This window comes from Micromonospora pattaloongensis (assembly GCF_900107255.1).
GTDB lineage: Bacteria > Actinomycetota > Actinomycetes > Mycobacteriales > Micromonosporaceae > Micromonospora_I > Micromonospora_I pattaloongensis.
This window is the reverse complement of record NZ_FNPH01000009.1, coordinates 97,665-119,141: the sequence shown is the minus strand read 5'-3', so window position 1 is coordinate 119,141 and position 21,477 is coordinate 97,665. Positions and strand designations below refer to the sequence as shown.

General features: G+C 74.0%; 20 protein-coding genes. 4 read left to right on the top strand and 16 right to left on the bottom strand.

The window, feature by feature from the left end; all coding sequences use genetic code 11:
* Window positions 1-43 precede the first annotated feature (43 nt).
* Entirely contained in the window at window positions 44-853 is an 810-nt protein-coding gene (locus tag BLW47_RS20090; RefSeq protein ID WP_091560228.1) for a hypothetical protein, read from the bottom strand.
* A 164-nt stretch (window positions 854-1,017) separates the two neighbouring features.
* On the bottom strand, window positions 1,018-1,392 hold the full coding sequence (locus BLW47_RS20085) for a hypothetical protein (protein WP_139307385.1): 375 nt from the start codon (window positions 1,390-1,392) through the stop codon (window positions 1,018-1,020).
* Between the two features lie 200 nt (window positions 1,393-1,592).
* Between BLW47_RS20085 and BLW47_RS20080 the strand changes: the two genes are divergently transcribed.
* Window positions 1,593-1,841: a hypothetical protein gene (locus BLW47_RS20080; RefSeq protein WP_091560222.1), complete on the top strand. Its 249-nt coding sequence runs from the start codon at window positions 1,593-1,595 to the stop codon at window positions 1,839-1,841.
* Window positions 1,842-1,855: 14 nt separating this feature from the next.
* Here BLW47_RS20080 and BLW47_RS20075 read toward each other — a convergent pair whose 3' ends face one another.
* From BLW47_RS20075 to BLW47_RS20025, 11 genes are all read right to left on the bottom strand, one after another.
* Entirely contained in the window at window positions 1,856-2,155 is a 300-nt protein-coding gene (locus BLW47_RS20075; RefSeq protein WP_091560218.1) for a hypothetical protein, read from the bottom strand.
* Window positions 2,152-4,821 (bottom strand): cyanophycin synthetase, encoded by a 2,670-nt coding sequence (gene cphA, locus BLW47_RS20070; protein WP_091560215.1) that lies wholly within the window; start codon window positions 4,819-4,821, stop codon window positions 2,152-2,154. The genes BLW47_RS20075 and cphA overlap by 4 nt, the downstream gene beginning before the upstream one ends.
* Window positions 4,821-5,675 carry a cyanophycinase gene (locus tag BLW47_RS20065; RefSeq protein ID WP_091560211.1) on the bottom strand — a complete coding sequence of 285 codons (855 nt, stop codon included), beginning with the start codon at window positions 5,673-5,675 and terminating at the stop codon, window positions 4,821-4,823. Before BLW47_RS20065 ends, cphA begins: the two co-directional genes overlap by 1 nt.
* 150 nt (window positions 5,676-5,825) lie before the next feature.
* A complete protein-coding gene (locus tag BLW47_RS20060) occupies window positions 5,826-6,410 on the bottom strand; it encodes a DUF305 domain-containing protein (RefSeq protein WP_091560208.1) in 585 nt (194 codons plus the stop codon).
* 73 nt (window positions 6,411-6,483) lie between these two features.
* Window positions 6,484-7,275 (bottom strand): lytic polysaccharide monooxygenase, encoded by a 792-nt coding sequence (locus BLW47_RS20055; RefSeq protein ID WP_091560205.1) that lies wholly within the window; start codon window positions 7,273-7,275, stop codon window positions 6,484-6,486.
* A gap of 141 nt (window positions 7,276-7,416) precedes the next feature.
* Complete coding sequence (locus tag BLW47_RS20050) at window positions 7,417-8,517, bottom strand: calcium:cation antiporter (protein WP_091560201.1); 1,101 nt, start codon at window positions 8,515-8,517, stop codon at window positions 7,417-7,419.
* Between the two features lie 112 nt (window positions 8,518-8,629).
* Window positions 8,630-10,189: a hypothetical protein gene (locus BLW47_RS20045; protein WP_139307384.1), complete on the bottom strand. Its 1,560-nt coding sequence runs from the start codon at window positions 10,187-10,189 to the stop codon at window positions 8,630-8,632.
* A 207-nt stretch (window positions 10,190-10,396) separates the two neighbouring features.
* The gene (locus BLW47_RS20040; RefSeq protein ID WP_091560194.1) at window positions 10,397-12,001 is read right to left on the bottom strand and encodes an MFS transporter; all 1,605 of its coding nucleotides are present in this window, start codon (window positions 11,999-12,001) and stop codon (window positions 10,397-10,399) included.
* Window positions 11,995-12,696, bottom strand: a complete 702-nt coding sequence (locus BLW47_RS20035; RefSeq protein ID WP_091560192.1) for an SDR family NAD(P)-dependent oxidoreductase — start codon at window positions 12,694-12,696, stop codon at window positions 11,995-11,997. Before BLW47_RS20035 ends, BLW47_RS20040 begins: the two co-directional genes overlap by 7 nt.
* On the bottom strand, window positions 12,693-13,955 hold the full coding sequence (locus BLW47_RS20030) for a glycosyltransferase (RefSeq protein WP_091560188.1): 1,263 nt from the start codon (window positions 13,953-13,955) through the stop codon (window positions 12,693-12,695). Before BLW47_RS20030 ends, BLW47_RS20035 begins: the two co-directional genes overlap by 4 nt.
* Entirely contained in the window at window positions 13,946-14,974 is a 1,029-nt protein-coding gene (locus tag BLW47_RS20025; protein WP_091560184.1) for a glucosyl-3-phosphoglycerate synthase, read from the bottom strand. The genes BLW47_RS20030 and BLW47_RS20025 overlap by 10 nt, the downstream gene beginning before the upstream one ends.
* 210 nt (window positions 14,975-15,184) lie before the next feature.
* Here BLW47_RS20025 and BLW47_RS20020 point away from each other — a divergent pair, with 210 nt between their 5' ends.
* Complete coding sequence (locus BLW47_RS20020; RefSeq protein WP_091560180.1) at window positions 15,185-16,162, top strand: Gfo/Idh/MocA family protein; 978 nt, start codon at window positions 15,185-15,187, stop codon at window positions 16,160-16,162.
* A complete protein-coding gene (locus BLW47_RS20015; protein WP_091560176.1) occupies window positions 16,155-17,243 on the top strand; it encodes a zinc-dependent alcohol dehydrogenase in 1,089 nt (362 codons plus the stop codon). The genes BLW47_RS20020 and BLW47_RS20015 overlap by 8 nt, the downstream gene beginning before the upstream one ends.
* 4 nt (window positions 17,244-17,247) lie before the next feature.
* Here the strand turns inward: BLW47_RS20015 and BLW47_RS20010 are convergent, their stop codons facing one another.
* Window positions 17,248-19,059: an AMP-dependent synthetase/ligase gene (locus tag BLW47_RS20010; protein ID WP_091560172.1), complete on the bottom strand. Its 1,812-nt coding sequence runs from the start codon at window positions 19,057-19,059 to the stop codon at window positions 17,248-17,250.
* A 202-nt stretch (window positions 19,060-19,261) separates the two neighbouring features.
* On the opposite strand from BLW47_RS20010, the gene BLW47_RS20005 reads away from it, so the two are divergent.
* A complete protein-coding gene (locus tag BLW47_RS20005) occupies window positions 19,262-19,867 on the top strand; it encodes an alpha-ketoglutarate-dependent dioxygenase AlkB (protein WP_091560430.1) in 606 nt (201 codons plus the stop codon).
* A 34-nt stretch (window positions 19,868-19,901) separates the two neighbouring features.
* Here BLW47_RS20005 and BLW47_RS20000 read toward each other — a convergent pair whose 3' ends face one another.
* Both BLW47_RS20000 and BLW47_RS19995 read right to left on the bottom strand, forming a co-directional pair.
* On the bottom strand, window positions 19,902-20,564 hold the full coding sequence (locus tag BLW47_RS20000; protein WP_091560168.1) for a phosphoribosyltransferase: 663 nt from the start codon (window positions 20,562-20,564) through the stop codon (window positions 19,902-19,904).
* A 39-nt stretch (window positions 20,565-20,603) separates the two neighbouring features.
* Window positions 20,604-21,398, bottom strand: coding sequence for a pentapeptide repeat-containing protein (locus tag BLW47_RS19995; RefSeq protein WP_139307383.1), 795 nt, complete (start codon window positions 21,396-21,398; stop codon window positions 20,604-20,606).
* Window positions 21,399-21,477 lie beyond the last annotated feature (79 nt).

Here is a 21,477-nt window from a genome sequence, read left to right as displayed (position 1 = left end):
CGCGGCGAGCACCGCGCCGACCGGCAGGCCCGTCCCGGCGAGGCTAGACGAGGCGGGTCTCGGGCCGGCCGTGCGGGCGCAGCGCGGTCGTCGCGGTGCGTGGCCGCGCGGGCCGGGCGGCCGGTCGGCGCAGCGCGGGGGGCGTCGTCAGCTGCTGTCGCGCCGCGCGGGCGCGTGCCGCGGCGGCCAGCGCCTCGTCCCGCAGGCTCCGCGCGGCGGCGGCCGCGATGTCGGCGTCCCGCCACGCCGCCCGTTCCCGCTCGGCCGCGGCGCGCTGCCGCGCCCGCAGCCCGTCGCGCACGATCCGGGCCAGCGCCAGCTCCTGTGCCACCGGATGCCGCCGCGGGTCCCACCCGTCGTCGTGCGCCAGCGCCGCGATGAGCTGCCCGACGGACAACTGCTTGCGCCGGTACGCGCGCAGCGCCGCACGGTGCAGGTACTGCTCCCGGTCGGCGTACTCGGCGGGGGTCCGCGGGGTGCGCGGGAGCGGCAGGGCCGCCGCGGCGGTGAGCCGGCGGACCCCCGCCTCCGCGGCGTCGTACGCCTGCCACGCCGACTCCGCCGCCTCCTGCGTCGCCAGCCACTCCTGCCGGCGGCGGTGTGCCGTCGTCGCCGCCCGTTCGGACGCGACCGACACCTCCTCGGCGTAGCGGGTCAGCTCGTCGGCTTCGGCGGCGAGCCGCGGATCCGGGGACAGCGCCGCCCGCCGGATCCGACCGGCGACGCCGCGCCGGGTCCGGACCGGGAACGCGACCAACCCGCCGACGGCGAGCGCCGCGGCGGCCAACAGGACCAACCAGATCACGGTCGCCTGCGGAACATCGAGCAGAAGGGCGGAGAGAGGGGTTTCCATGGGGGGACACCTCACAGCGAACGATGCGGACGTGATCAGCCAGCGCTCGGGAAGCCGCATGATCTTCTGCGGCGTCAGTGGTGGATACCCGGCACGGGTTCGCGGGAGCGCGCGGTGCAGAAGGCGAAAGAAATGAGCCGGCCGTCGAGACGGCGCTCGGGCGATCAGCGGCGGGGCGGGGCCCGCTGGCCGAGCGGCGCGGGATGCGCGTCGCCGTGCGCGTGCCGGTCCGCGGTGTCCCGGCCGCGCACGTCCGCGCTCTCCGCGAGCGGCGGGCGCGTCGCCGGCGTGGGGTGGCGGTCGTCGACGTGATCGGCGGCGGCGTGCGGTCGCGCGTGCGCCGGCCGGTCGGCGTGGGCCGCGACGACCGCGGTGGCCGGCGGCGGCGCCGGATGGGAGGCCGGGTCCGCGACCCCCGGGCCGAGCGCCAGCGCCATGGCGGTCATCGCGACGCCGGTCCACACCCGCAATGAGCGGAGCAGTCTCATCGAGCGCAGCGCCGCCCACCACAACGGACGGACAAACGCGGGGCTCGGCACGACCCAAACCTACCGCGTCCCGCGCGCGACCGCCGGACCACGGTCCTCTGTTCCTGTGCTGTGCGCGGAAGCCGTCGCCGGCATCGTCCAGTTCGGAGCTTTCGGCCGGGAGGTACCCGCCGCACTCACCGACAACGGCGTACTCGCGGAGCTGATCGGCGGCGCGTTTGCGTCGGAGCGGGCACGGGTATCGCGCGATCATGACGAACGACGCAGACGCGATCCTGGTGGGCGGCCCGCGTGATCAGGACTCCGTGAGCGCCGGTGGCACCGCGCTCCTGGAGCTGAAGATCGACGGGATGATCCACCGGTACATCCGCACCACGCAGCAGCGCGACCAGCGCACGGTCTACAACTACGACGGCATGGTGGCCCCCGGCGGCGGCGAGCCGGGCGTGGAGGACCCGGCCGCCCGCGTCGCCTCCCCGTTGGAGGAGGCCGAGCGCTGAGGCCCGGCGTCGGATCAGGGGCGGGGCGCGGTGCGGGTCCAGCCCCGGCCGCGCCGGCCCCCGGTCGCGGCGGTGCAGCGCGGGCAGATCCAGCCGATGTCGTCGCCGGCGCCGACCACGTCGGTGGCGGTGAAGTCGAAGGGCACGTGCGGGAAGCGGCGCAGCGACGATCGGCTCAACGCCAGCCCGCACACCGTCTGGTTCTGCCCCGGCCGCCAGGCGTGCACCTCGCCGCCCGGCTGCCGTACGCCCGCGTCGTCGATCCACTGCGTCGACGCCGCGACCGCGTGGCCGCCGCGACGTGGTCCGGTCACCGCCGCACCGCCAGCGTCAGTGGACGCCCCGTCGGCGTCGCGCCCGCCTCCTCCAGCAGCGGGACCACGTCGGAGAGCTTCTCGTACAGCAGCAGCACGACCTCCCCCGGCGCGGCCAGCTTCAACCCCTGGCGCAACGCCGTCGACGCGTCGGTGGTCTGCTCGCAGCGCAGCTCCGGGCGGCGGGCGATGAGCTCGCGGCAGAGCAGCGCCGGCATCTCGCCGGAGACGCGACCCCGCAGGTCGGTGTCCTCGTACACGACCACGCGGGTGAAGCCGTCGGCGAGGATCCGCGCGGACTGGGCGAGCAGGTCGTCGCGGCGGTCGCCGGGCAGGGTCACGATCGCCACACACCGGTCGGGGCCCCACAGCTCGTGCAGGCTGCGGGTCACCGCCGCGATCGCCCCCGGATTGTGGGCGTAGTCGACGAACACGTTCACCTCGCCCAGCCGCCACAGCATGCCGCGGCCGGGGTTGGCGCGCACCGGCTCGAAGGTCGCGAGGCGGTGCGCGACCGCGTCGGGGGAGACGCCGAGCGCCCGGGCGGCGGCGGCCGCCGCGAGGGCGTTCTCCACCATGTACGTGACGCGCCCGTCGAAGCTGCCGGGCAGCTCGGCGGCGGGCAGCAGCGGGGTGCGATCGCGCCCGTTCGCCTCGACCAGCCACCCGTCGCGCAGCAGGTACGCCGTTCCACCGGCCGCGAGATGCCCCCGCACGAGCGGGTTGTCGGGCAGAGTGCTGAACCACACGAGCCGCTTGCGCGCCGCCCCGGTCCGTGGCCGCTGCACCAGCCCGCGTACCAGCGGGTCGTCGGCGTTGAGCACCAGCGTCCCGCCGTCGCGCACCCGCTCCGCGACCAGCGCCTTGACGTGCACCACGTCCTCGACGGTGTCCAGCCCGTCCTGACCCAGGTGGTCGGCGGTGATGTTCGTGATCACCCCGACGTCGCTCAGGTCGTACCCCAGCCCGCCGCGGACGATGCCGCCACGCGCGGTCTCCAGCACCGCCACGTCCACCGCCGGGTCGCCGAGCACGATCTGCGCCGAGCGGGGCCCGGTCGCGTCCGCGTGCTGGACCAGCCGGCCGTCGAGGTAGACCCCGTCGGTGGTGGTCATGCCGACGCAGCGGCCGGGTTCGGACATCAGGTGGGCGGTGAGGCGCGTCGTGGTGGTCTTGCCGTTGGTGCCGGTGATCGCAGCCGTCGGGATCCGCCCGTCGCCGCCGTCCGGGAAGAGCGCGTCCACGATCGCCGCGCCCACGTCACGCGCCGGTCCCGCGCAGGGCGCGAGGTGCATCCGCAGGCCGGGCACCGCGTTCACCTCGATCACCCCGCCGTCGGTGTCCCGCGCGCCGGCGGGCGGGACCGGAGCGGCGATGTCCGGCAGTCGCAGGTCGATGCCGGCGATGTCGAGGCCGATGATGCGGGCGGCGCGGCGGCACATCCGGGCGACGTCGGGGTGCACCTGGTCGGTGACGTCGCGGCTGGTGCCCCCGGTGGAGAGGTTGCCGCTGTGGCGCAGCCAGACCACCCGGCCGGGCCGCGGGACGGCGCCGGGGTGCAGGTCCTGCGCGGCCAGGAGCGCACCGGCCGTGTCGTCCAGCCGCAGCCGGCTGAGGAACCGGGAGTGTCCCGCGCCGCGCCGCGGATCGGTGTTGGCGGCGTCGACGAGGGCGGCAACGGTGCTCGTTCCGTCGCCGACGACGTGCGCCGGGGTCTGCTCGGCCGCCGCGACGACCTCGTCGCCGACCACCAGGACGCGGTAGTCCCGCCCGCCGAGCTGCCGCTCCACCACCACCGCGCCGCCGGTGACGTCGAACGCCGCCCGCACCGCGGCCTCGTCGGAGAGCCCGACGTGGACGTTCCGGCCCTGCCGGCCGTCGCGGGGTTTCAACACCACCGGAGCGCCGATCTCCGCGAAGAGCGCCAGCGCCCCCTCGACCGTGTCGGCCGCGCCGCCGGCGGGCACCGGCACCCCCGCCTGGTCCAGCAGCCGCCGTGTCAGTTCCTTGTCGCCGGCGAGGTCCACCCCGATCGCCGGCGTCTGATCGGTCATCGCCGCCCAGGTGAGCCGTCGTCGGCGCCCGTGCCCCAACCGCAGCAGGCTGAGCCCGCCGACCCGCTCCACCGGGATGCCCCGCCGGCGGGCCGCCGCGATGATCGAGTCGGTGCTCGGGCCCGGCGCCTCGCTCTCCACCCGCTCGCGTAGCGCGGACAGTGCCGGTTCGTGGCGGGGCGGCCGGCCCGCCAGGACGTCGCGGACCAGCTCGACCGCGAGCGCCAGCAGCTCGTCCGGGATGGACGAGTCGCACGGTTCGTGCGCGGGGCACTCGATGATGACGTCGTAGAGTCCCGGCTCCCCGGCGGAGGTGGTGCGCCCGAAGTGGACGTCGCGGCCGACGAGATGGGACAGCTCGATCGTGACGTGCTCCGCGGTGTGCCCGAAGTACGTCCCCTCGCGCAGTCGCCGCACCAGCCCGCCCGGCGCGCCGGCCGCGCAGTGGTGCTCGGCGAGCCCCGGCAGGCATTGCAACAGCCGGTCGGTGAAGCCGGCGAAGTCGCAGGTTTCCCGCCCGGCGAGCGCGCCGAGCTGGAGCCGGGCCACTGTGACCGGCCGCTCAAGGTACGCGTTCGGCCCGCGCAGCCGACGGATGCCCAGGACCTCCATCACATCACCTCGCGATGTTTGCCGGGGGAGGTGGCGACCAACGGGCGTCGACCGTCGAGGTCGAAGCTGTAGCCCGCGGGCATGACGTGCAGGCAGACCCCGAGCATCGCCGGTGGCTTCCCGTCGTACTCCGCGGTCCTGATCGTGGTGGCGCACCCGCCGTCGATCACCGTGACCCCACCGGTGCCGATCACCTCGAACCGGCTGCCCTCCGCCACGATCGCGGTGTCCTCGTCGATGCCGAGCCCCAGTGCGTGCGGGTAGAGGGCGACGGCGCTGAGCAGCCGGTCGAGCCGGCCCCGCTCGGCGAAGTGCATGTCGATCAGGACCCCCGGCAGGAACTGCAGCCCGGCGGCGATCCGTACGGAGCGCGCGGCGATGCCGCCCTCCCGGCCACCGTCGATGATCATCGTGCCGGACATCATCGCGGCGCCGGCGCTGGTGCCGGCGAGGGTGAGCTCGCCGGTGCCGAGCCGGGTGTGCAGCACGGAGTCGACGCGGGTGCCGCGCAGCATCTCCGCCACCCGCGCCTGGTCGCCACCGGTGAAGAAGACCCCGGTCGCCTCGATCAGCGCCTGCACCGCGTCGTCGGCGTTGGCCTGGTCGCGGGTCTCCAACCGCAGCGCGCGCACCTGGCCGGCGCCCATTGCGGTGAGCAGCCCCAGATAGTTCGCCTCCACCACGTCCGGCTCGCTGCTGGCGGTGGCCACCACGACGACCCGGCCGGCGGCGCCCCCACTCAGTTCGACGAAGCGTCGCAGGATGGCGTCACCGCCGGCGCGGGAGCGCTCCGCGCCCCCGATCGCCACCACCCGCCCCGGTCCCCGCTCGCTACCGCTGCCTCCGAGGGCCATGCGCCCCCCTCTCTATCCAGCGGTGGGATCGCTGGGCGGACTACCCGCCCCGATCACGGCAAAACGCGGGCCGGAATCGGGGCGGCGGCGCGGATCGGGGGTACTCCGGGAGGAGGGCGGTCGGGCTGAAGAGGGGGGTCCGCGGCCGGGCTAACGGAGAAGACCGAGCATCTGGGTGACCTGCGCCGAGCGCGACTGGTCGACCCGGCGGGCCAGCGCGGCGGCGTCCGGGTTGACGCCGGCGGCGGTCGCCATCCGGGCGTACTCGACCGCGGTGTGCTGGTGGGCGATCATCAGGTTCAGAAAGTCGCGCTCGAACTCGGCGTCCGGCGCGCCCCGCAGCGCGGCCACCTGCGCGTCGGACGTGCCGTGCAGGCCGCCGTGCGCCGCGTGCGCGTCCGGGTCGGCGGTCAGCGGCTGGCCCCAGGCGCGCAGCCACCCGGTCATGGTCTCGGTCTCGGCGGCCTCGGTGACCTCGATCGCGGCGGCCAGCGTCCGCACCGCGGGGCGCACCGGACCGCTCTGGGCCAGCCGCACCAGCTCCCGCCCCCGCGCCTCGTGCGCGATCATCATCTGCGCGAACATCACGTCCGTGGCGTTGAACGCCGCCCCTGACGGCGACGCGGTCGGCGCCGCGCCGGGCGTCCGGTCCGGCGCGGACGCGGGTGCGCCGGTCGCGCACCCGGCGAGCAACGTCAGGGCCGCGACCGCAACCACGATCGTGGACGGTCTCATCCGTGCTCCTCCCGGTGACCGTGGGCGGGCCGACGCGGACCCGTGCCCGGGCGGGCACGGGTCCGCGACCGCGTCAGATCCGTTCCCAGAGGGCGGGGACGTTCGGCGGCTCCCAGCCGGCGATGGCGGTGTGCGCCTGCCGGCACCGGTAGCTCGCGCCGCCGTAGGTCACGGTGTTGCCGACCTGGTAGGCGGTGCCGACGCTCCAGGTGCCGCCGGGCTGCTGCGGCGGGTTCGTCGGACCGGGGTTCGGCGGCGGGTTCGTCGGGCCGGGGTTCGGCGGCGGGTTGCTGCCCCCGCCGCCGCCGAAGTCGACGTCGATGCAGGAGTAGAACGCGTTGCCGGTGTCGGCGATGTCCCAGACCGCGAGGATCACCTGACGGCCGGAGCGCGACGGCACGTTGACGGTGTGGGTGACGGTCGGCGGCGGCTGCCGGCCGGCGTCGTTGAACGACGCGATCCGGGTGAGGTTGCTGCGGGCCACGTTCGGCCCGTTGTTGGTGATGTAGTAGTCCCACTTGGTGGTGGCGTGCCGGGCGGTCAGCACCCAGCTGAAGCTGCGGGATCCGGCACCGATCGACGTGGCCGGCCAGCCGCTGGTGCGATTCAGCTCAGCGAACCGGCTGAGGCCGCCGGCGCAGATGCTGCCGTCGGCGGGGCCGCCGCTCGGGAAGCCCTTCACCCCCTCGACGCTCTGCGGCTCGTACTGGATGGCGCCGCAGTTCGCGACCCGGCCCTGCGCGCAGTTGGCCTGCCGGCTCGGGGGCGAGGAGACGTAGCCGTGGCCCAGTGCGGGAGCGGCGACCGCGAGGGTGGTCAGGACGGCGGCGCCGGAGAGCACCGGGAGTGTGATGCGTCTTCGCATGACGGACTCCTTTTGGGAATGGGGGTACGGGCGCCTCCGGCCGGAGCTGTGCGTTCACCATAATGTAAGGAGTATTAACAGTAAATAGACGCAGCGGAGTCCATCGATAGACGCGCGGTGGGGGCCGATCGAACGGAACGCTCAGGGGCTGACCGCGAGGAACAGGAACGCGGCGAAGACCGCGAGGTGAACACCGCCCTGCAACGGGGTGGCCCGGCCGGGCACCACGGTCAGGATCCCGACGATGAAGGTGAGGCCGAGCAGCACCATCTGGGTGGGGCCCAGGCCGAGCACCAGCGGCCCGTGCAGCCAGATCGAGGCGATAGCGATGGCCGGGATGGTCAGCCCGATGCTCGCCATCGCCGAGCCGAGCGCGAGGTTGAGGCTGGTCTGGATGCGATCCCGCCGGGCGGCGCGGACCGCGGCGAGGGTCTCGGGCAACAGGACCAGCAGCGCGATGACGATGCCGACGACCGCGTGCGGAAAGCCGAGCGCCGCGACGGCGCTCTCGATGGTCGGCGACACGGCCTTCGCGTTGCCGACCACGGCGATCAGTGCGACGAGCAGCAGGCCGAGGCTGGTCAGAGCGGTCCGGGTCGACGGCGGCGCGGCGTGCTCCTCCGCGTCGACGACCACGCCGCCGGTGGTGATCGGCAGGAAGTAGTCGCGGTGCCGCACGGTCTGCACCGCGACGAACAGGCCGTAGAGGCCGAGCGACGCCACCGCGGCGAACGCGAGCTGCGGCGTCGAGAACTCCGAGCCCAGCTTGCTGGTGGTGAAGGTCGGCAGTACCAGGCTCAGCGTCGCCAGCGTGGCGACGGTCGCGAGCGCGGCGCCGGTTCCCTCCGAGTTGAAGATCGCCACTCGCCGGCGCAGCGCGCCGGAGAGCAGACACAGACCCAGGATCCCGTTGCACGTGATCATCACCGCGGCGAAGACGGTGTCGCGGGCCAGGGAGCTGGTCTTCCCGCCGCCGCTGATCATGAGCGTGACGATGAGCGCGACCTCGATCACCGTGACCGCCACCGCCAGCACGAGCGAGCCGAACGGCTCGCCCACCCGGTGCGCGACCACCTCGGCGTGGTGCACCGCGGCCAGCACCGCGCCCGCCAGGAAGACGGCGACGAGGGCGACGACGGTGAGCGGCAGCTCCCGCCCCCAGGTGGCGATCAGCGCAACGGCGGCGAGCACCGGAACGACGGCGGTCCAGTGGAGCAGCGGCGAGCGGGTCTGCGCGGTCATGGCGTATACGTTGCCAGATCAACAGTGCTGACTGTGACGATCGCGACGCGTTGCGTAGCGCGGCCGGGCGCCGGGGGGTGGGCGGCACCGCCCACCCCCCGGCGAGCGCACGCTAGCCGTCGATGAACAGACCCGCCCCGGCGCCGGAACCGGTGCTGTCGTTGCCGGGGGCCACGGTCGTGCCGTTGCCGCGTCGCGGCACACCGGCCACCGCCGGCTCGCCGTCGGCCCGGTAGACGTCGTCCCCGCCGCGATCCACGAACACCCCGAGCGACTGGTTGTTGCCGAACCCGAGACTCCCGGCGCGGACGCTCGGGATCTGGAACGGCCCGGTGAACTCGACGACGAACGCGCCGTGGTAGTCGTCCCGTCCGGCATCGTCGATCAGCAGCCCGACACTGGCGGGGGTCACGTTCGCCGCGCCCTGCGTGAAGCGCGGGATCCGATCGCACAGCCCCTCGCCCTCGTCGTCGCGCACCCCGCCGGCGCCCTCGGTCTGGTTCGGGGCCGCCGGGTCGATCGGCGCCGGCATCGTGAAGCCGTACGTGTCGTCGCCGGCCTCGTCGCGCAGCAGGCCGAACCCGCCGACGAGCGCGAACCCCTGGCTGTTGCGGACCGCGTCGTACGTGTCGTCGCCGCCGGCGTCCGACAGCATCCCGACGCCGAAGATGTGGCCCGCCCCCAGTGACCCGGTCTTGCCGGTGTAGCGGTCGGGGCTGCTGTCGGCGTCGCGGAGGATTCCCACCCCGAGGAACCCGGCGCCGCCGGTCATCATCCGCCGCACCACCGGATCCGTCGTGCAGCCCGCGTCGTGGTCCGGGGTCTCCCGTACCCCGTACGTGTCGCGCCCCTGCAGGTCGAGCAGCACGGCCGCGGCGGGCAGGCAGTCCGCTGCGGTCAGTCCCGGAATGGCACGCTGGCAGCCCTTCGCCGGGCCGACCCCGCGCAGGCCGGTGACCGCCGAGCCGGCGGGGGAGAAGTTGACGTCGACCAGGTTGCTGCCGGCGTTGTTGCGGTAGGTGTCGTTGCCGCCGGCATCGACCACCAGCAGGTAGTCGTTCGGGTACGTGTGGTCCGCGCAGGACGGCTCGAAGCGCAGCACGGGCCAGATGTCCACCGGCGCCGCGTTCACCGGCGTGCATTCGTCGGCCGCCGCCGCCGGTTGCCGCAGCGCGAGTTCCAGCTCGCCCGTCGCGGTCCACACCCGTTGCGCGCAGCCGCGGATCCCGGCGAACTGCGTCGGGTCCAGTCCCGCGCCGGTGCGCAGCGCGTCGGCGAGTCGCCCGGGCGTGAGGGTGGCGAATCCCGCCGCCGTCACGGCCCGGCACGCCGCGATGTCGCCGAGCAGATTCGCCAGCCGGCCGGCGACGGTGGGCGGCAGCGCGGCGGCCCGGATCCGCGCCCCGGCGTCCTGCGTGAAGCCGAGCTGCGCCGACAGCGCGGTCACCGCGGTCGCCAGCGCCTCGGTCGGCAGCGGAGGAAGCGGCCGGGTCGCGGTGGTGACGGGCTCGATCAGGCCCTCGTACGGCCGCACGCGATCGCCGACGGCGCCGTCGGTCGCGGCGATCTGCGCGACCACGCCGGCGTGCGGTGCGGCGGTGGCGGGATCCGGCGTCGCGCCCCCGGCGACGACCAGGGAGACGAGCAGGGCCACAACGGGTTTCGGACGCATGGCATCACCTTCCACGATGGGGAACGCATTGATCGTCCTCGGCTCGCGATCCGTGATCGGCGAGCGGAGAAAATCGTCGCGCACGTTCCCGCGGGTCGCAGCGTCGCCGCGTCAATACTTCGGAAACTCCCAGTTGTCGGAAAACGGAAGATGATGTCGTACATCAATGGCTGTCGGAATGGCGGGATCTCTCCGGCTGCGCCCCGGCTAGGTCGCCTCGGCGGGGAGCAGGTGCGCGGTCGCCGGTTCGCCCTCGGTCAACGCCCGGGCGCGCTCCTCGGCCTCCTGGTCCTCCCGCGTCAGCCGGCCGCGGTGCTGGCGCAGGTGTTCGTCCCAGGACGGCAGCTGGTAGATCTCCACGAAGCACTGACCCGCCTCGCCCTGACGGAACAGCCCCCAGCGCATCGCGCCGGTCCGCTGCCGGGACTCGCGTACCACATCCATCGCGGCCACGAATTCCTCCTCGCACTCGGCGCGCACGGTGTACGTGACGGTGACGATGACGGGCCCGACCCGTCGGTCGGGCTTGACGGTCAGCCGCAGCTCCGGCCAGTAGTTCGACGGCTCGCCCTCGAAGCCGCGCAGGTCCGGCACCGGCCAGAGCCGTGTCGACGCCGCGCCGAGAAACATCAGCACGGCGGCCGCGAGGTGCGCGGCCACCAGGCCGGTCCACTGCGCGACGAAACCCCAGGCCATCGCGGAGAGCGCCTGGGTGCCGGCGAAGCAGACCTGGTAGACCGCGAGGCCGCGCGCGCGGACCCAGCCGGGGAGGAAGAGCTGGATTTCGGCGTTGATGTTCGACAGCACGGTCACCCAGGCCAACCCGGCGGGCAGCAGCGCGAGCAGCACCAGCGGCACGCTGCGGACCAACGCGACGACGAGCAACGTGAGACCGTAGAGCAGCGTGGCGGCGACCAGGAACCGGGTGGCCGGCAGCTTGGCCCGCACCCATGGCAGCAGGATCCCGCCGATGATGGCGCCGATACCGAGCGCGGCGAGCAGCAGGCCGTAGCCGCTGGAGTTCAGGCCGAGCCGCCGGCTGGCGATCAGCGGCAGCAGCGCCCAGAGGGCACTGGCGGGAATGAGGAAGACGATCGCGCGGCGCAACAGCCGGCGCACCACGGGGGAGTGCCGGACATATCGACCGCCGGCCCGCAGCGCGGAGGTGAAGCGTTCCGGGACGTCGCCGGAGCCGGGCCGGCCGGGACGCCACCGCAGCAGCGCCGCGATGAACAACAGGAACCCGACGGTGTCGATCGCGAAGACCACCGTCACCCCGGTCCTGGCGATCAGCAGGCCGGCGAGCGCCGGACCGATCGAGCGGGCGACGTTGACGCTGATCGCGCCGAGCGCGGACGCGGATTGGAGTTGGAGGCGCGGCACCAGCTCCGGGATGATCGCCGCCCAGGCGGGCAGGGTCAGCGCCTGCCCCACGCCGAGCGCGAAGGTCAGGGTGAGCAGCAGCGCCGGGGTCATCCGGCCCACCGCGGTCAGCGCGGTCAGCAGCGCGGCGGCGGCGGCCAGATAGCACTGGACGGCGATGAGCAGGCGCCGCCGGTCGAAGGTGTCGGCCAGGGCGCCGGCGGGCAGCGCGAGCAGCAGGATGGGGAGCATGCTCGCGGTCTGCACCATGGCGACCAGCGCCGAGGCGTTCGGATCGCGCACCAGCAGCCATTGCGCGCCGACGGTCTGCATCCACAGGCCGATGTTGGTGGCGAGGATGGCCACCGCGAGGTTGCGGTAGGCGGGGATGCGCAGCGGCGCCCACGCCGAGGGCGGGGGCTCGGCGGTGGCCGGTCCGGCGTTTACCACCGTCCGTCGCCGCGCAGCACCTTCTGGCCGGTGACGTAGAGGTCGTCGGGGTCCAGAAGCAGCAGCCGCACCACTTCGCGCGCGACCTGCTCGGGCAGCGCGAAGACCGTGTCCTTGAACTCCGCGCCGACGCGTTCCTGCAACCGGGTCGGCATCGGGCCGGGGTGCAGCTCCATCAGCTTGACGCGGTTGGAGCCCAGCGACTGCGCCACGGACTCCACCAGGCTCTTCCCGAAGCTCTTGGTCGCGCGGTAGATCGGGATCTGCGGCCGCGGCATGTCGACCGCCGTCGCGCCCACGTACACGACGTTGCCGCGGTCCTGCGCCCGCATCCGGATCACCGCTTCCCGGATCAGGTACGCGGTACCCAGGGCGTTCACCTCGACGGCACGCCGGATCCGCTCCGGTGGCACCTCGTACAGCGGCCCGCCGGCCCACACGCCCGCGGCGTGCGCCAGCCCGTCGATCGATCCGTACCGCGAGACGATCTCGTTGAAGGTCTGCTCGACCTGCTCGTACCGGGACACGTCGCAGACCATCCCGGCGCATTCCAGCTCCGCGGCGACCGCGGAAACCTCCTCTCGCGCGTCGCCGAGCACGACGACCCGGTGATCGGCGCCGTCGGTCAGCAGCCGCGCGACCGCGAGCCCCAGCCCGCTGGTCGCGCCGGTGACCACGAACGTCCGAGTGCTCATGTGCCTCCAACCGCCTGGCCGAAGCGGTCCACAGCGGACTCGGCCGTGCGCGTCACGTCGGCGGCCGGGTTCCCGCCGCCGGCCGTGACAAACCTCTCCGGCGCCGGGGCGCCGACCGCGTCGACGCCGGCCCGGACCTCGTCGTACAGCCGCACGTACCGTTCCGCCATCACGGCGGGGGTGAACCGCTGCGCCGCCTCCCGGCAGCACTCGGCCGGGTCCAACCGGCTCGCCGCCACGACGAGCTCCGCCAGCGCCTCCTCGTCGGGGGTGAACAGCCCGGTGCGTCCGTGCTCGATGAGCTCGGGCACGCACCCGCGGGCGAGCGAGATCACCGGGGTGCCGAGCGCGAGCGCCTCCACCACCGCGGTGCCGCCCGGCTCCTCCCAACGCAGCGGGAACAGCGCGGCCCGCGCGCTGGCGAGCAGCTCGTCGCGGGCCCGTCCGGCGACCGTGCCGACCCAGCGCACCCGCACCCCGTCGACGTACGGCGCCACCTCGTCCTGCCAGAACCGCACGTCCGGGTTCTGCTGCGCCACCGGGTCGTCCGCCGCGGCCGCCAGCTCCGCCGGCCGGTGGTACGGCCCGACCGGACCGGCCAGCACCAGATCGAACCCGACCCGGTGCGCCAGCTGCGCGCCGAGGTCCTGCCCCTTGCCCGGCGTGATCCGGCCCAGGATCACGACGTGGTCGCCCTTGTCGGCGGGCGGACGCCGGGCGGCGTCGACGGCGAGCGGGGTGGCCAGGTGCACGTGCCCGACCGCGTGCGCCCGCAGCGCCTCCGGCGCCCGCGCCAACTGCGCCGCGGACACCCCGTTGACCCGGACCCGCTGCCCGCCGTCGAACGTGCCGTACAGGTCCGGGTGCTTGCCCAGGTCCCAGTGCAGCGTGTGCAGCGCGGGCGGCGCGTCGGGTCCCAGCGCGTTGACGGTGGCCAGCCCGATCGCCTCGACGTGGTCGTGGATCAGGTCGATGTCGTCGCGTTGCCGGATCGCCCGTACCACGGCCTGCATGTGCGCCTGGCCGATCCCACACACCTGGTTGTACGGGCGCTGCAGCGCGGAGAACTGCCCGTCGGGGTAGAGCGCGAGGCGCTCGTCGACCGGCAGCGTGCTGGTGCCGACCGAGGCCAGCACCACCCGGACGCCGAGGCGGCGCAGCTCGGGCACGAGCGTCGCCAGCACGTTCTCGATCCCGCCGTACCCGCCCGGCGGCACCGGCAGCCACGGCCCGGCGTTGACCAGGACGGTCAGGCCCATACCGCGGCCGCCTTCGGCACCGGCCGGCTCAGACATCCGCGCAGCGCCGCGACCGGCGGCCGCTCCGCCACCGACACGTCGCTGACCACCACCTGCCGGTCCAGTGTCGGGAGCGGGCCGCCCGGCCCCCGACGGAACTGGGTGAGCAGCGTCGACGGCGGCGTCGGCGTGGTGGTCCAGCCCCGGCGGTACAGCCGGCGCCACGCGGTGAACAGGATCTGCGCGCCCATCCGGCCCAGCGCCTCGGTGCTCTGGTGCCGGTGCCACCGTTCGCCGAGGTCGACCTGGGCGAGCGCGTCCAGCCCGACCGCGTCGAGCAGGTCGATCAGCATCGCGGTCTCGACGCCGTACCCGGAGACGAACGGCAGCGTGTCGAGCACCTCGCGGCGACCGGCGTACTCGCCGGCCAGCGGCTGCACGAAGCCGGACAGCTCCGGCCAGAAGAGATTGAGCAGCGGCCGGGCCACCAGTTCGGTGACCCGGCCCCCGCTGTCGGACTCCACCTCCGAACCGCAGCTCAACGGCCGGTGATAGAAGCCCTTGACGAACGCGACCGAGGGGTCGGTGAGCAGCGGTCCGAGCAGGCCGGTGACGAAGTGCGGACGGAACTCGCGCAGGTCGGCGTCGAGGAAGGCCACGACGTCACCGCCGGCGGCGAGCAGGCCGCACCAGAGCGCGTCGCCCTTGCCCTCCAGCCGCGGCAGCCCCCGCGTCATCTCGTCCTGGCTCACCACCCGGGCGCCCGCGTCGGCCGCCACCCGCGCGGTGCCGTCGGCCGACCGCGAGTCCACGACGATCAGCTCGTCGACGAGCGGAAGCCGGTCCATCAGGTGCTCACGGATGGTCGAGACGATCGCGCCGACCGTCGCCTCCTCGTCCCGCGCCGGCAGCACGACGCTGACCGTGCCCTCGCCCTTGGCGGCCAGCAGTTGTCCGGGCGTCCAGTCGTCGGCCGAGCCGGTCCGGTAGGTGGACCAGGCCTCGACGAGGGGTGAAACAGGCGTTTCGGAGTGCCCCACAGTCGTACCCCCCCGATGCGATCTGATAAGGCCAGAGCTCATGAAGGTTGCCCGGCCAGCGGGGGTTCAACCGCCGCCGCGGACGCCCCTGATCACCCCACCTGGCCACCACGGTAAACGCCGGGAACGGTGTTTGACCCGCTATCTGCGTGGCACTGGTGTGCACGGGGACGAGCCCCTCGACGACCGGGACGGACGGGGACGGCGCGCATGAGAAGATGCCGGGTGGCGCTGGTCGGGGCGGGCAACGTCGCGCAGCGGCACGCCCGCGTCCTGGCCGGTTTCGACGACGTGCGGATCGTCGGCGTGACCGACGTGCTCCCCGCCGCGGCGTGCAAACTCGCCGACGCGTACGACGCGCCCGTCTTCGCCGATCACACCGCGCTGCTCGCCGCCGAACCGGACGCCGTGTACGTGTGCGTGCCGCCCTTCGCGCACGGCGCGGTCGAGGAGACCCTGGTCGCGGCGGGACGGCCGATGTTCGTCGAGAAGCCGCTCGCGGCGGACCTGGTCACCGCCGAGCGGATCGCCGACCGGGTGGCCCGCGACGGTCTGATCACCGCGGTCGGGCATCACTGGCGGTACCTGGAGATCGTGACGCGGGCGCGGGAGCTGCTCGACGGCCGGCCCGTGCGGCTGGTCAACGGCGCGTGGCTGGACAAGGTGCCCCCGGTGGCGTGGTGGGTGCGGCGGGACCGTTCCGGCGGCCCGGTCGTGGAGCAGGCCGCGCACGTGCTCGACCTGATCCGGCTGCTCGCCGGTGAGGTCACGCAGGTGTGCGCGATCGGCGACGGTGCGCCCCCCGCCGTGGAGCAGGCCGACATCGACTCGGCCACCGCGGCCACGCTGCGCTTCGCCAGCGGCGCCGTCGGCACGCTCGCCACCGCCTGCGTGCTGGGCTGGAAGCACCGCGCCGGCCTGGAGGTGTACGCCGACGGGCTGGCGCTCGGGATCGGCGAGGACACGCTGCTGGTGCGCGACGGCGGGCGGCAACAGGCGGTGGCCGCCGACCCGGAGGCGGGGCGGGTGGCCGTGGACCGGGCGTTCATCGACGCGGTGCGCGGCATCGGCGCGGACATCCGGGCGCCGTACGCCGAGGCGCTGCGCACGCACCGCCTGGCCTGCGCGATCGCGGCCTCGGCGGAGCGCGGGTCGCCGATCGGGTTGCCGGAGGCGCCCCATGCCTGACCGGGTGGTGGTGCTGCCGGGGCCGGGGCAGGTGGCGGTCCGCCGGGAGGAGCCGCTGCCCGCGGGCGACCGGCAGGTGCGGGTCCGGACCCGCTACAGCGGCATCTCGGCGGGCACCGAGCTGAGCTACGTCAAGGGCACCAATCCGTACCTGTCGGCGCGCTTCGACGGCGAGCTCGGCCTCTTCCTCGACGACGTGCCCGCCACGCGCTACCCGCTGGACCGTCTCGGTTACATGGAGGTGGCCGAGGTCGTCGAGAGCCGCAGTCCGGTGGTCGCCGAGGGCGCGACGGTGGCGATGGCGTACGGCCACCGCACCGGCTATTGCGCGGACCCGTTGGTCGACCGGATCGTGCCGCTGCCGTCGGAGCTGGACCCGTTGCTCGGGATCTTCGTCGCGCACATGGGCCCGATCTGTGCCAACGGGTTGCTGCACGCGGCCGCCGACCTGTACGGACCGGACGTGCGCAGCCTCGGCGACGGGGTGCGCGGCCGGCGGGTCGCCGTCACCGGCGCCGGCGTCGTCGCGCTGTTGACCGCGCTCTTCGCCCGGCACCACGGGGCCGCCTCCGTGGTGGTCGTCGATCCCACGCCCGAGCGGCGGGCCGTCGCCGCCGCGCTCGGCCTCGACACGCTGGACCCCGGCGCCGGTGACGCGGCGGTGGTGCTGAAGACGCGGTGGCGGCACGCGTCCGACGACCGGGGGGCGGACGTGGTGTTCCAGTGCCGGGGGCAGGCGTCCGCGCTGCACGTGGCGCTGCGCCTGCTGCGTCCGCAGGGGACCGTCGTCGATCTGGCCTTCTACCAGGACGGCGCGGACGCGGTGCGGCTGGGCGAGGAGTTCCACCACAACGGCCTCACGGTGCGGTGCGCGCAGATCGGCCGGGTGCCGCGGGGGCTGTCGTCGGTGTGGGACCGGGAGCGGCTCTCCGCCGAGACCGTGGCGTTGTTGACCGCGTACGGCGCCGGGCTGCGGCGGCACCTGGTCTCGGCGGTGGTCCCCTTCGACGAGGCGCCGACGGTGCTCGCGGAGATGGCGGCGCGGCGCCGGCACGAGCTGCAGGTGGTGCTGGCCTGCTGAGTCCTCACTTGCCGTAGATCGCCGCCACCTCCGGCGCGCGCGTCTGCTGCACGACGTCGCGTTTGACCTTCAGCGTGGGCGTCAGCTCGTTGGCGGACTCGGTGAAGTCGGTCGGCAGGATCCGGAACGTCTTGATCTGCTCGGGGTGTGACACGGTGCGGTTGGCCGCGTCGATGGCGGACTGGATCTCGGCGCGCAGCGGGGGGTCGTCGCGCAGCTCGTCAACCGTGTTGTCGCGCGGATGGCCGTGTTCGGCGAGCCACTTCGGCCAGGCGGACTCGTCGATCGTGACCAGGGCGGAGACGAACGGCCGTTGGTCGCCGAGCACGACGATCTGGCTGACCAGGGGGTGCTCCCGGATCCGTTCCTCCAGCGCCGCCGGCACGACGTGCTTGCCGCCGGCGGTCACGATGATCTCCTTCTTGCGGCCGGTGACCTTCAGGAAGCCGTCGGAATCGAGCTGGCCGAGGTCCCCGCTGCGCAGCCAGCCGTCGCTGAGCGTCTCGGCGGTCGCCTCCGGGTTGTTCCAGTAGCCGGGGAACACGGAATCACTCTTGATCAGGATTTCGCCGTCGGTGTCGATCCGGATCGCGACCCCGGGCAGCGGCGGCCCGACCGTGCCGATCCGGGTGCCCCGCGGCTGGTTCGCGGTGACCGCCGCCGACGTCTCGGTCAGGCCGTAACCCTCGTAGATGGTGACGCCGGCGCCCCGGAAGAAGTGCCCGAGCTGGGGGTTGAGCGGCGCGCCGCCGACGATCGCGGTGCGACAGCGGTTGCCGAGGCCGGCGCGCAGCTTGCGGTAGACCAGTCGGTCGAAGAGCAGGTGCTGCATCCGCAGCCGTACGCCGGGCCCGCCGTCGCGCTCCAGCGCCTCGCTGTACTGCACCGCCACCTGTTCGGCCCGTCGGAACGTGTCCTCCCGCCCGTCCTCGCGGGCCCGCTGCGTCGCCCCGCTGCGGATCTTCTCGAAGACGCGCGGAACCGCGAGCACGAAGGTGGGCCGGAACGACTTCAGCTCGTCGGTGATTCTGTCCATCTCGGCGCTGTGGCCCATCGTCGCGCGCGTCTGCACGACACCGGCCTGGATCAGCCGGGCGAACACGTGCGCCAGCGGCAGGAACAGCAGGGTGGAGGCGCGCTCGTTGAACAGGTCGGGCAGCGCCGCGATCGCGTTGGCCACATCGGACTGCAGGTTCCGGTGCGTGATCATGCAGCCCTTGGGGCGGCCGGTCGTGCCGCTCGTGTAGATGATCGTGGCGAGGTCGTTGCCCCTGATCGCGCCGCGTCGCCGCTCGACCTCGGCCGGATCGACCCGGTCGCCGTCGGCGCGCAGCCGGTCGAGGTCACCCCGGTCGATCTGCCACACCTGCGTGAGGCCGGGCAGCCCGCCCCGGACGCCGTCGACCAGTCGCGCGTGGTCGGCCGTCTCCACCACGCACGCGGTCGCGCCCGAGTCCGACAACGTCCACGCGGCCTGGTCCGGGCTGGCCGTCTCGTAGATCGGCACGGTCACCGCGCCCACCGACATGACCGCGTAGTCGACCACCGTCCACTCGTAGCGCGTACTGCTCATCAACCCGACCCGGGTGCCCGGCTCGATGCCGTTCGCGATCAGACCGCGGGCGACCGCGACGACATCGTCGCGGAACCGCCGGCAGGTGACGTGCGTCCAGCCCCGGCTACCGTCGACGTCCCCGCCGAGCCGACGGAGGAACTGCACGGTATCGGGGGACTGCTCCGCGTTCGCCCACACCGGGTTCGTGAGATTGGCGCTGTCGTCGATCGTGACGGCCGCGGGCACGGAGACCTCGGGCATGATCCACTCCCTCGCGTGCTTGCCGGTGGATCCGCCGCCACGCGACCCGTCCGGCTGTGTCGAACGTACCTCCGGCGCCCGGGCCGGCTGCCCGAAAGGCGAATCCCGGTCGCGGCCGGCGGCGGGCGTGGCGGCGGCCCGGACGGTCGTGATTCCGGCACCGCGCGGTGGCGCCGCCCCTACGCTCGGGCTGGTGGGACGGATGCGCGGCGTCGAGGAGCGGCCGGCCGGGCTGGTGTACCAGCCGGACCTGATCGACGAGGACGAGGAGCGCCAGCTGCTCGCCGTGCTGACCGCGCTGGAGCTGCGCGACGTCCGGATGCACGGGCAGGTCGCCCGGCGCACGGTCCGGCACTTCGGCTTCGACTACGACTACGGGTCGTTCCAGCTCACCGCGACCGACGCGCTGCCGCCGGGCATGGAGTGGGTGCGGCAGCGGTGTGCGCAGCTCGCCGGCGTCGAGTGCGACCTGCTCGCCCAGACCCTCGTCACCCGGTACCCGCCGGGCGGGGTGATCGGCTGGCACCGCGACGCGCCGGCGTTCGGTCCGACCGTGGTCGGGCTCTCGCTCGGCTCCGCCTGCGTCATGCGGTTCCAGCGCCGCCGGGGCCAGGAGCGGCGCGTCTACGAGCTGCCGCTGGCGCCCCGATCGGCGTACGTGCTCGGCGGCGCCGCACGCAGCACGTGGCAGCACAGCATCCCCGCGGTGACCGAGCTGCGCTACTCCGTCACGTTCCGGATGATCCGGCCGTCGGCGCACCCGCCGGTCTCCGCTACCGTGCCCCCGGACGACGAGGGGGTGCAGTGACCGGCCGTCATCGCGCCGGGCACGAGGCGGTCCGTTACGCCTGCGCCAGCGCCGCCTCCACCTCGTGATCGCTGAGCTGCGCGAAGTCGTGATACCAGGCGCCCACCGCCGAGAACCGCTCGGGCACGTGCACGCAGAGCACCGTGTCCGCCTCCCGCAACAGCATCCGCGCCGCCTCCTTGGCGCAGACCGGCGCGGCGAACATCAGGTGCCGGGGCGCCTTCGCCCGGACCTCCCGGAGCGCGGCCATCGCCGTGACCCCGGTGGCGAGTCCGTCGTCGGCGACGATGACCATGCGTTCGGAGATCGTCGCCGCCGCGCGGCCGTCGCGGTAGCGGCGCAGCCGCCGCCGCGCCTCCTCGCGTTCCCGCTCCACCGCCGTGGCCAGGTCGGCCTCGGTCAGCCCGACCTGCCGCAGCACCGCCTCGTTGAACAGCGGCGGCCCGTCCGCGGTCACCGCGCCGATCCCGAACTCGGGCTGCTCCGGCAGACCGATCTTGCGGGCTACGGCGATATCGAGCTCGCCGTCGATCCGGGCGGCGATCTCCTGCCCGATCGGCAGGCCGCCGCGGGGCAGGGCGAGCACCAGCGGCCGTCCCGCGTCGGGGAACTCCTCCAGCCGGGCGGCGACCTGCCGGGCCAGGGCGCGCCCCGCGTCCCGCCGGTCCCGGAACGCCTCGAATTCGTCAGCTTGCATCCTGCTGCCCTTCCGCGGCATCGGCCGTGCCCGCTCCGGCTACCCGTCGCGGTGTCCGGCAAACGTCGTGGCGGCCGGCGGGGACGTGTCCGGCAGGTGCCCGGTCGCGCGCCACAGCTCGGCCAGCCACCGGCCCGCCTCGGCGCGCCCGGCGAAGAACCGCTTGCCGGCCAGCCAGACCTGGTGCTGCCCGCCGTCGACCAGGTCGCGGATCCGTCGCAGCCGCAGCACCACCGCGTCGCGCAGCTCGTCCGGACAGCGTGGCAACGCGTGTTGCGCCACCGCTACCGCCGACGTCGCCGTCGGTAGGTAGAGATACTCCGGCGAGCGCGGCATCCGCTGCCGCGACAGGTCCACGCCGCCGACGAACTCCACCCCCGGCAGCGCGAGCTCCCGCAGGTCGTTCCCGTCGACCAGGTTGCGGTTCCGGCCCGCGGCCGCGCGCCACCGGTCCGGAACCCGCCCCGAGATCACCGAGTTGCGCAGCACGCCGCTGAACGTGCAGTCGACGAGGTCGACCGCGCCCCAGTGCCAGTTGCGCAGCCGCACGTTGCGGAAGGAGCAGCGGACGAAGCGGGCGACTCCGGTGTGGACCGCGCCGAGCCGTGCTCCGTCGAAGACGCAGTCGAGGTAGTCGCACCGGTCCGGGCCGGCGGCGAGCTGCGCGTCGTCGACGCTGATCCCCGCGAAGACGCAACCTTCGAAGCGTGACCCGAGCACCGCGAGGGAGTGCAGCTTCGCGCCGGCGAACGACGCGGACCGCAGCACCTCGTGGTCCAGGATCAACCACGGCTCGTCCCTGGTGCTGTCCCGTAACGGTCGTGGTTGGCGCACCCGTCCTCCTTCAACGCGGGGTGCGCCCGTCATGCTAGGCCCCGCGGCGCCGTACCCGGGGGAGAGCGGCGAAAATCGC

What these genes read in the sequence shown, in the direction of transcription:
- BLW47_RS20020 (WP_091560180.1), top strand. Translation starts at nt 15,185, where the DNA reads ATGAGAAGATGCCGGGTGGCGCTGGTCGGGGCGGGCAACGTCGCGCAG.
- BLW47_RS20065 (WP_091560211.1), bottom strand. Translation starts at nt 5,675, where the DNA reads ATGGCCCTCGGAGGCAGCGGTAGCGAGCGGGGACCGGGGCGGGTGGTG.
- BLW47_RS20000 (WP_091560168.1), bottom strand. Translation starts at nt 20,564, where the DNA reads ATGCAAGCTGACGAATTCGAGGCGTTCCGGGACCGGCGGGACGCGGGG.
- BLW47_RS20090 (WP_091560228.1), bottom strand. Translation starts at nt 853, where the DNA reads ATGGAAACCCCTCTCTCCGCCCTTCTGCTCGATGTTCCGCAGGCGACC.
- BLW47_RS20055 (WP_091560205.1), bottom strand. Translation starts at nt 7,275, where the DNA reads ATGCGAAGACGCATCACACTCCCGGTGCTCTCCGGCGCCGCCGTCCTG.
- BLW47_RS20030 (WP_091560188.1), bottom strand. Translation starts at nt 13,955, where the DNA reads ATGGGCCTGACCGTCCTGGTCAACGCCGGGCCGTGGCTGCCGGTGCCG.
- BLW47_RS20050 (WP_091560201.1), bottom strand. Translation starts at nt 8,517, where the DNA reads ATGACCGCGCAGACCCGCTCGCCGCTGCTCCACTGGACCGCCGTCGTT.
- BLW47_RS20010 (WP_091560172.1), bottom strand. Translation starts at nt 19,059, where the DNA reads ATGCCCGAGGTCTCCGTGCCCGCGGCCGTCACGATCGACGACAGCGCC.
- BLW47_RS20005 (WP_091560430.1), top strand. Translation starts at nt 19,262, where the DNA reads ATGCGCGGCGTCGAGGAGCGGCCGGCCGGGCTGGTGTACCAGCCGGAC.
- BLW47_RS20045 (WP_139307384.1), bottom strand. Translation starts at nt 10,189, where the DNA reads ATGCGTCCGAAACCCGTTGTGGCCCTGCTCGTCTCCCTGGTCGTCGCC.
- BLW47_RS20080 (WP_091560222.1), top strand. Translation starts at nt 1,593, where the DNA reads ATGACGAACGACGCAGACGCGATCCTGGTGGGCGGCCCGCGTGATCAG.
- BLW47_RS20060 (WP_091560208.1), bottom strand. Translation starts at nt 6,410, where the DNA reads ATGAGACCGTCCACGATCGTGGTTGCGGTCGCGGCCCTGACGTTGCTC.
- BLW47_RS20015 (WP_091560176.1), top strand. Translation starts at nt 16,155, where the DNA reads ATGCCTGACCGGGTGGTGGTGCTGCCGGGGCCGGGGCAGGTGGCGGTC.
- BLW47_RS20035 (WP_091560192.1), bottom strand. Translation starts at nt 12,696, where the DNA reads ATGAGCACTCGGACGTTCGTGGTCACCGGCGCGACCAGCGGGCTGGGG.
- cphA (WP_091560215.1), bottom strand. Translation starts at nt 4,821, where the DNA reads ATGGAGGTCCTGGGCATCCGTCGGCTGCGCGGGCCGAACGCGTACCTT.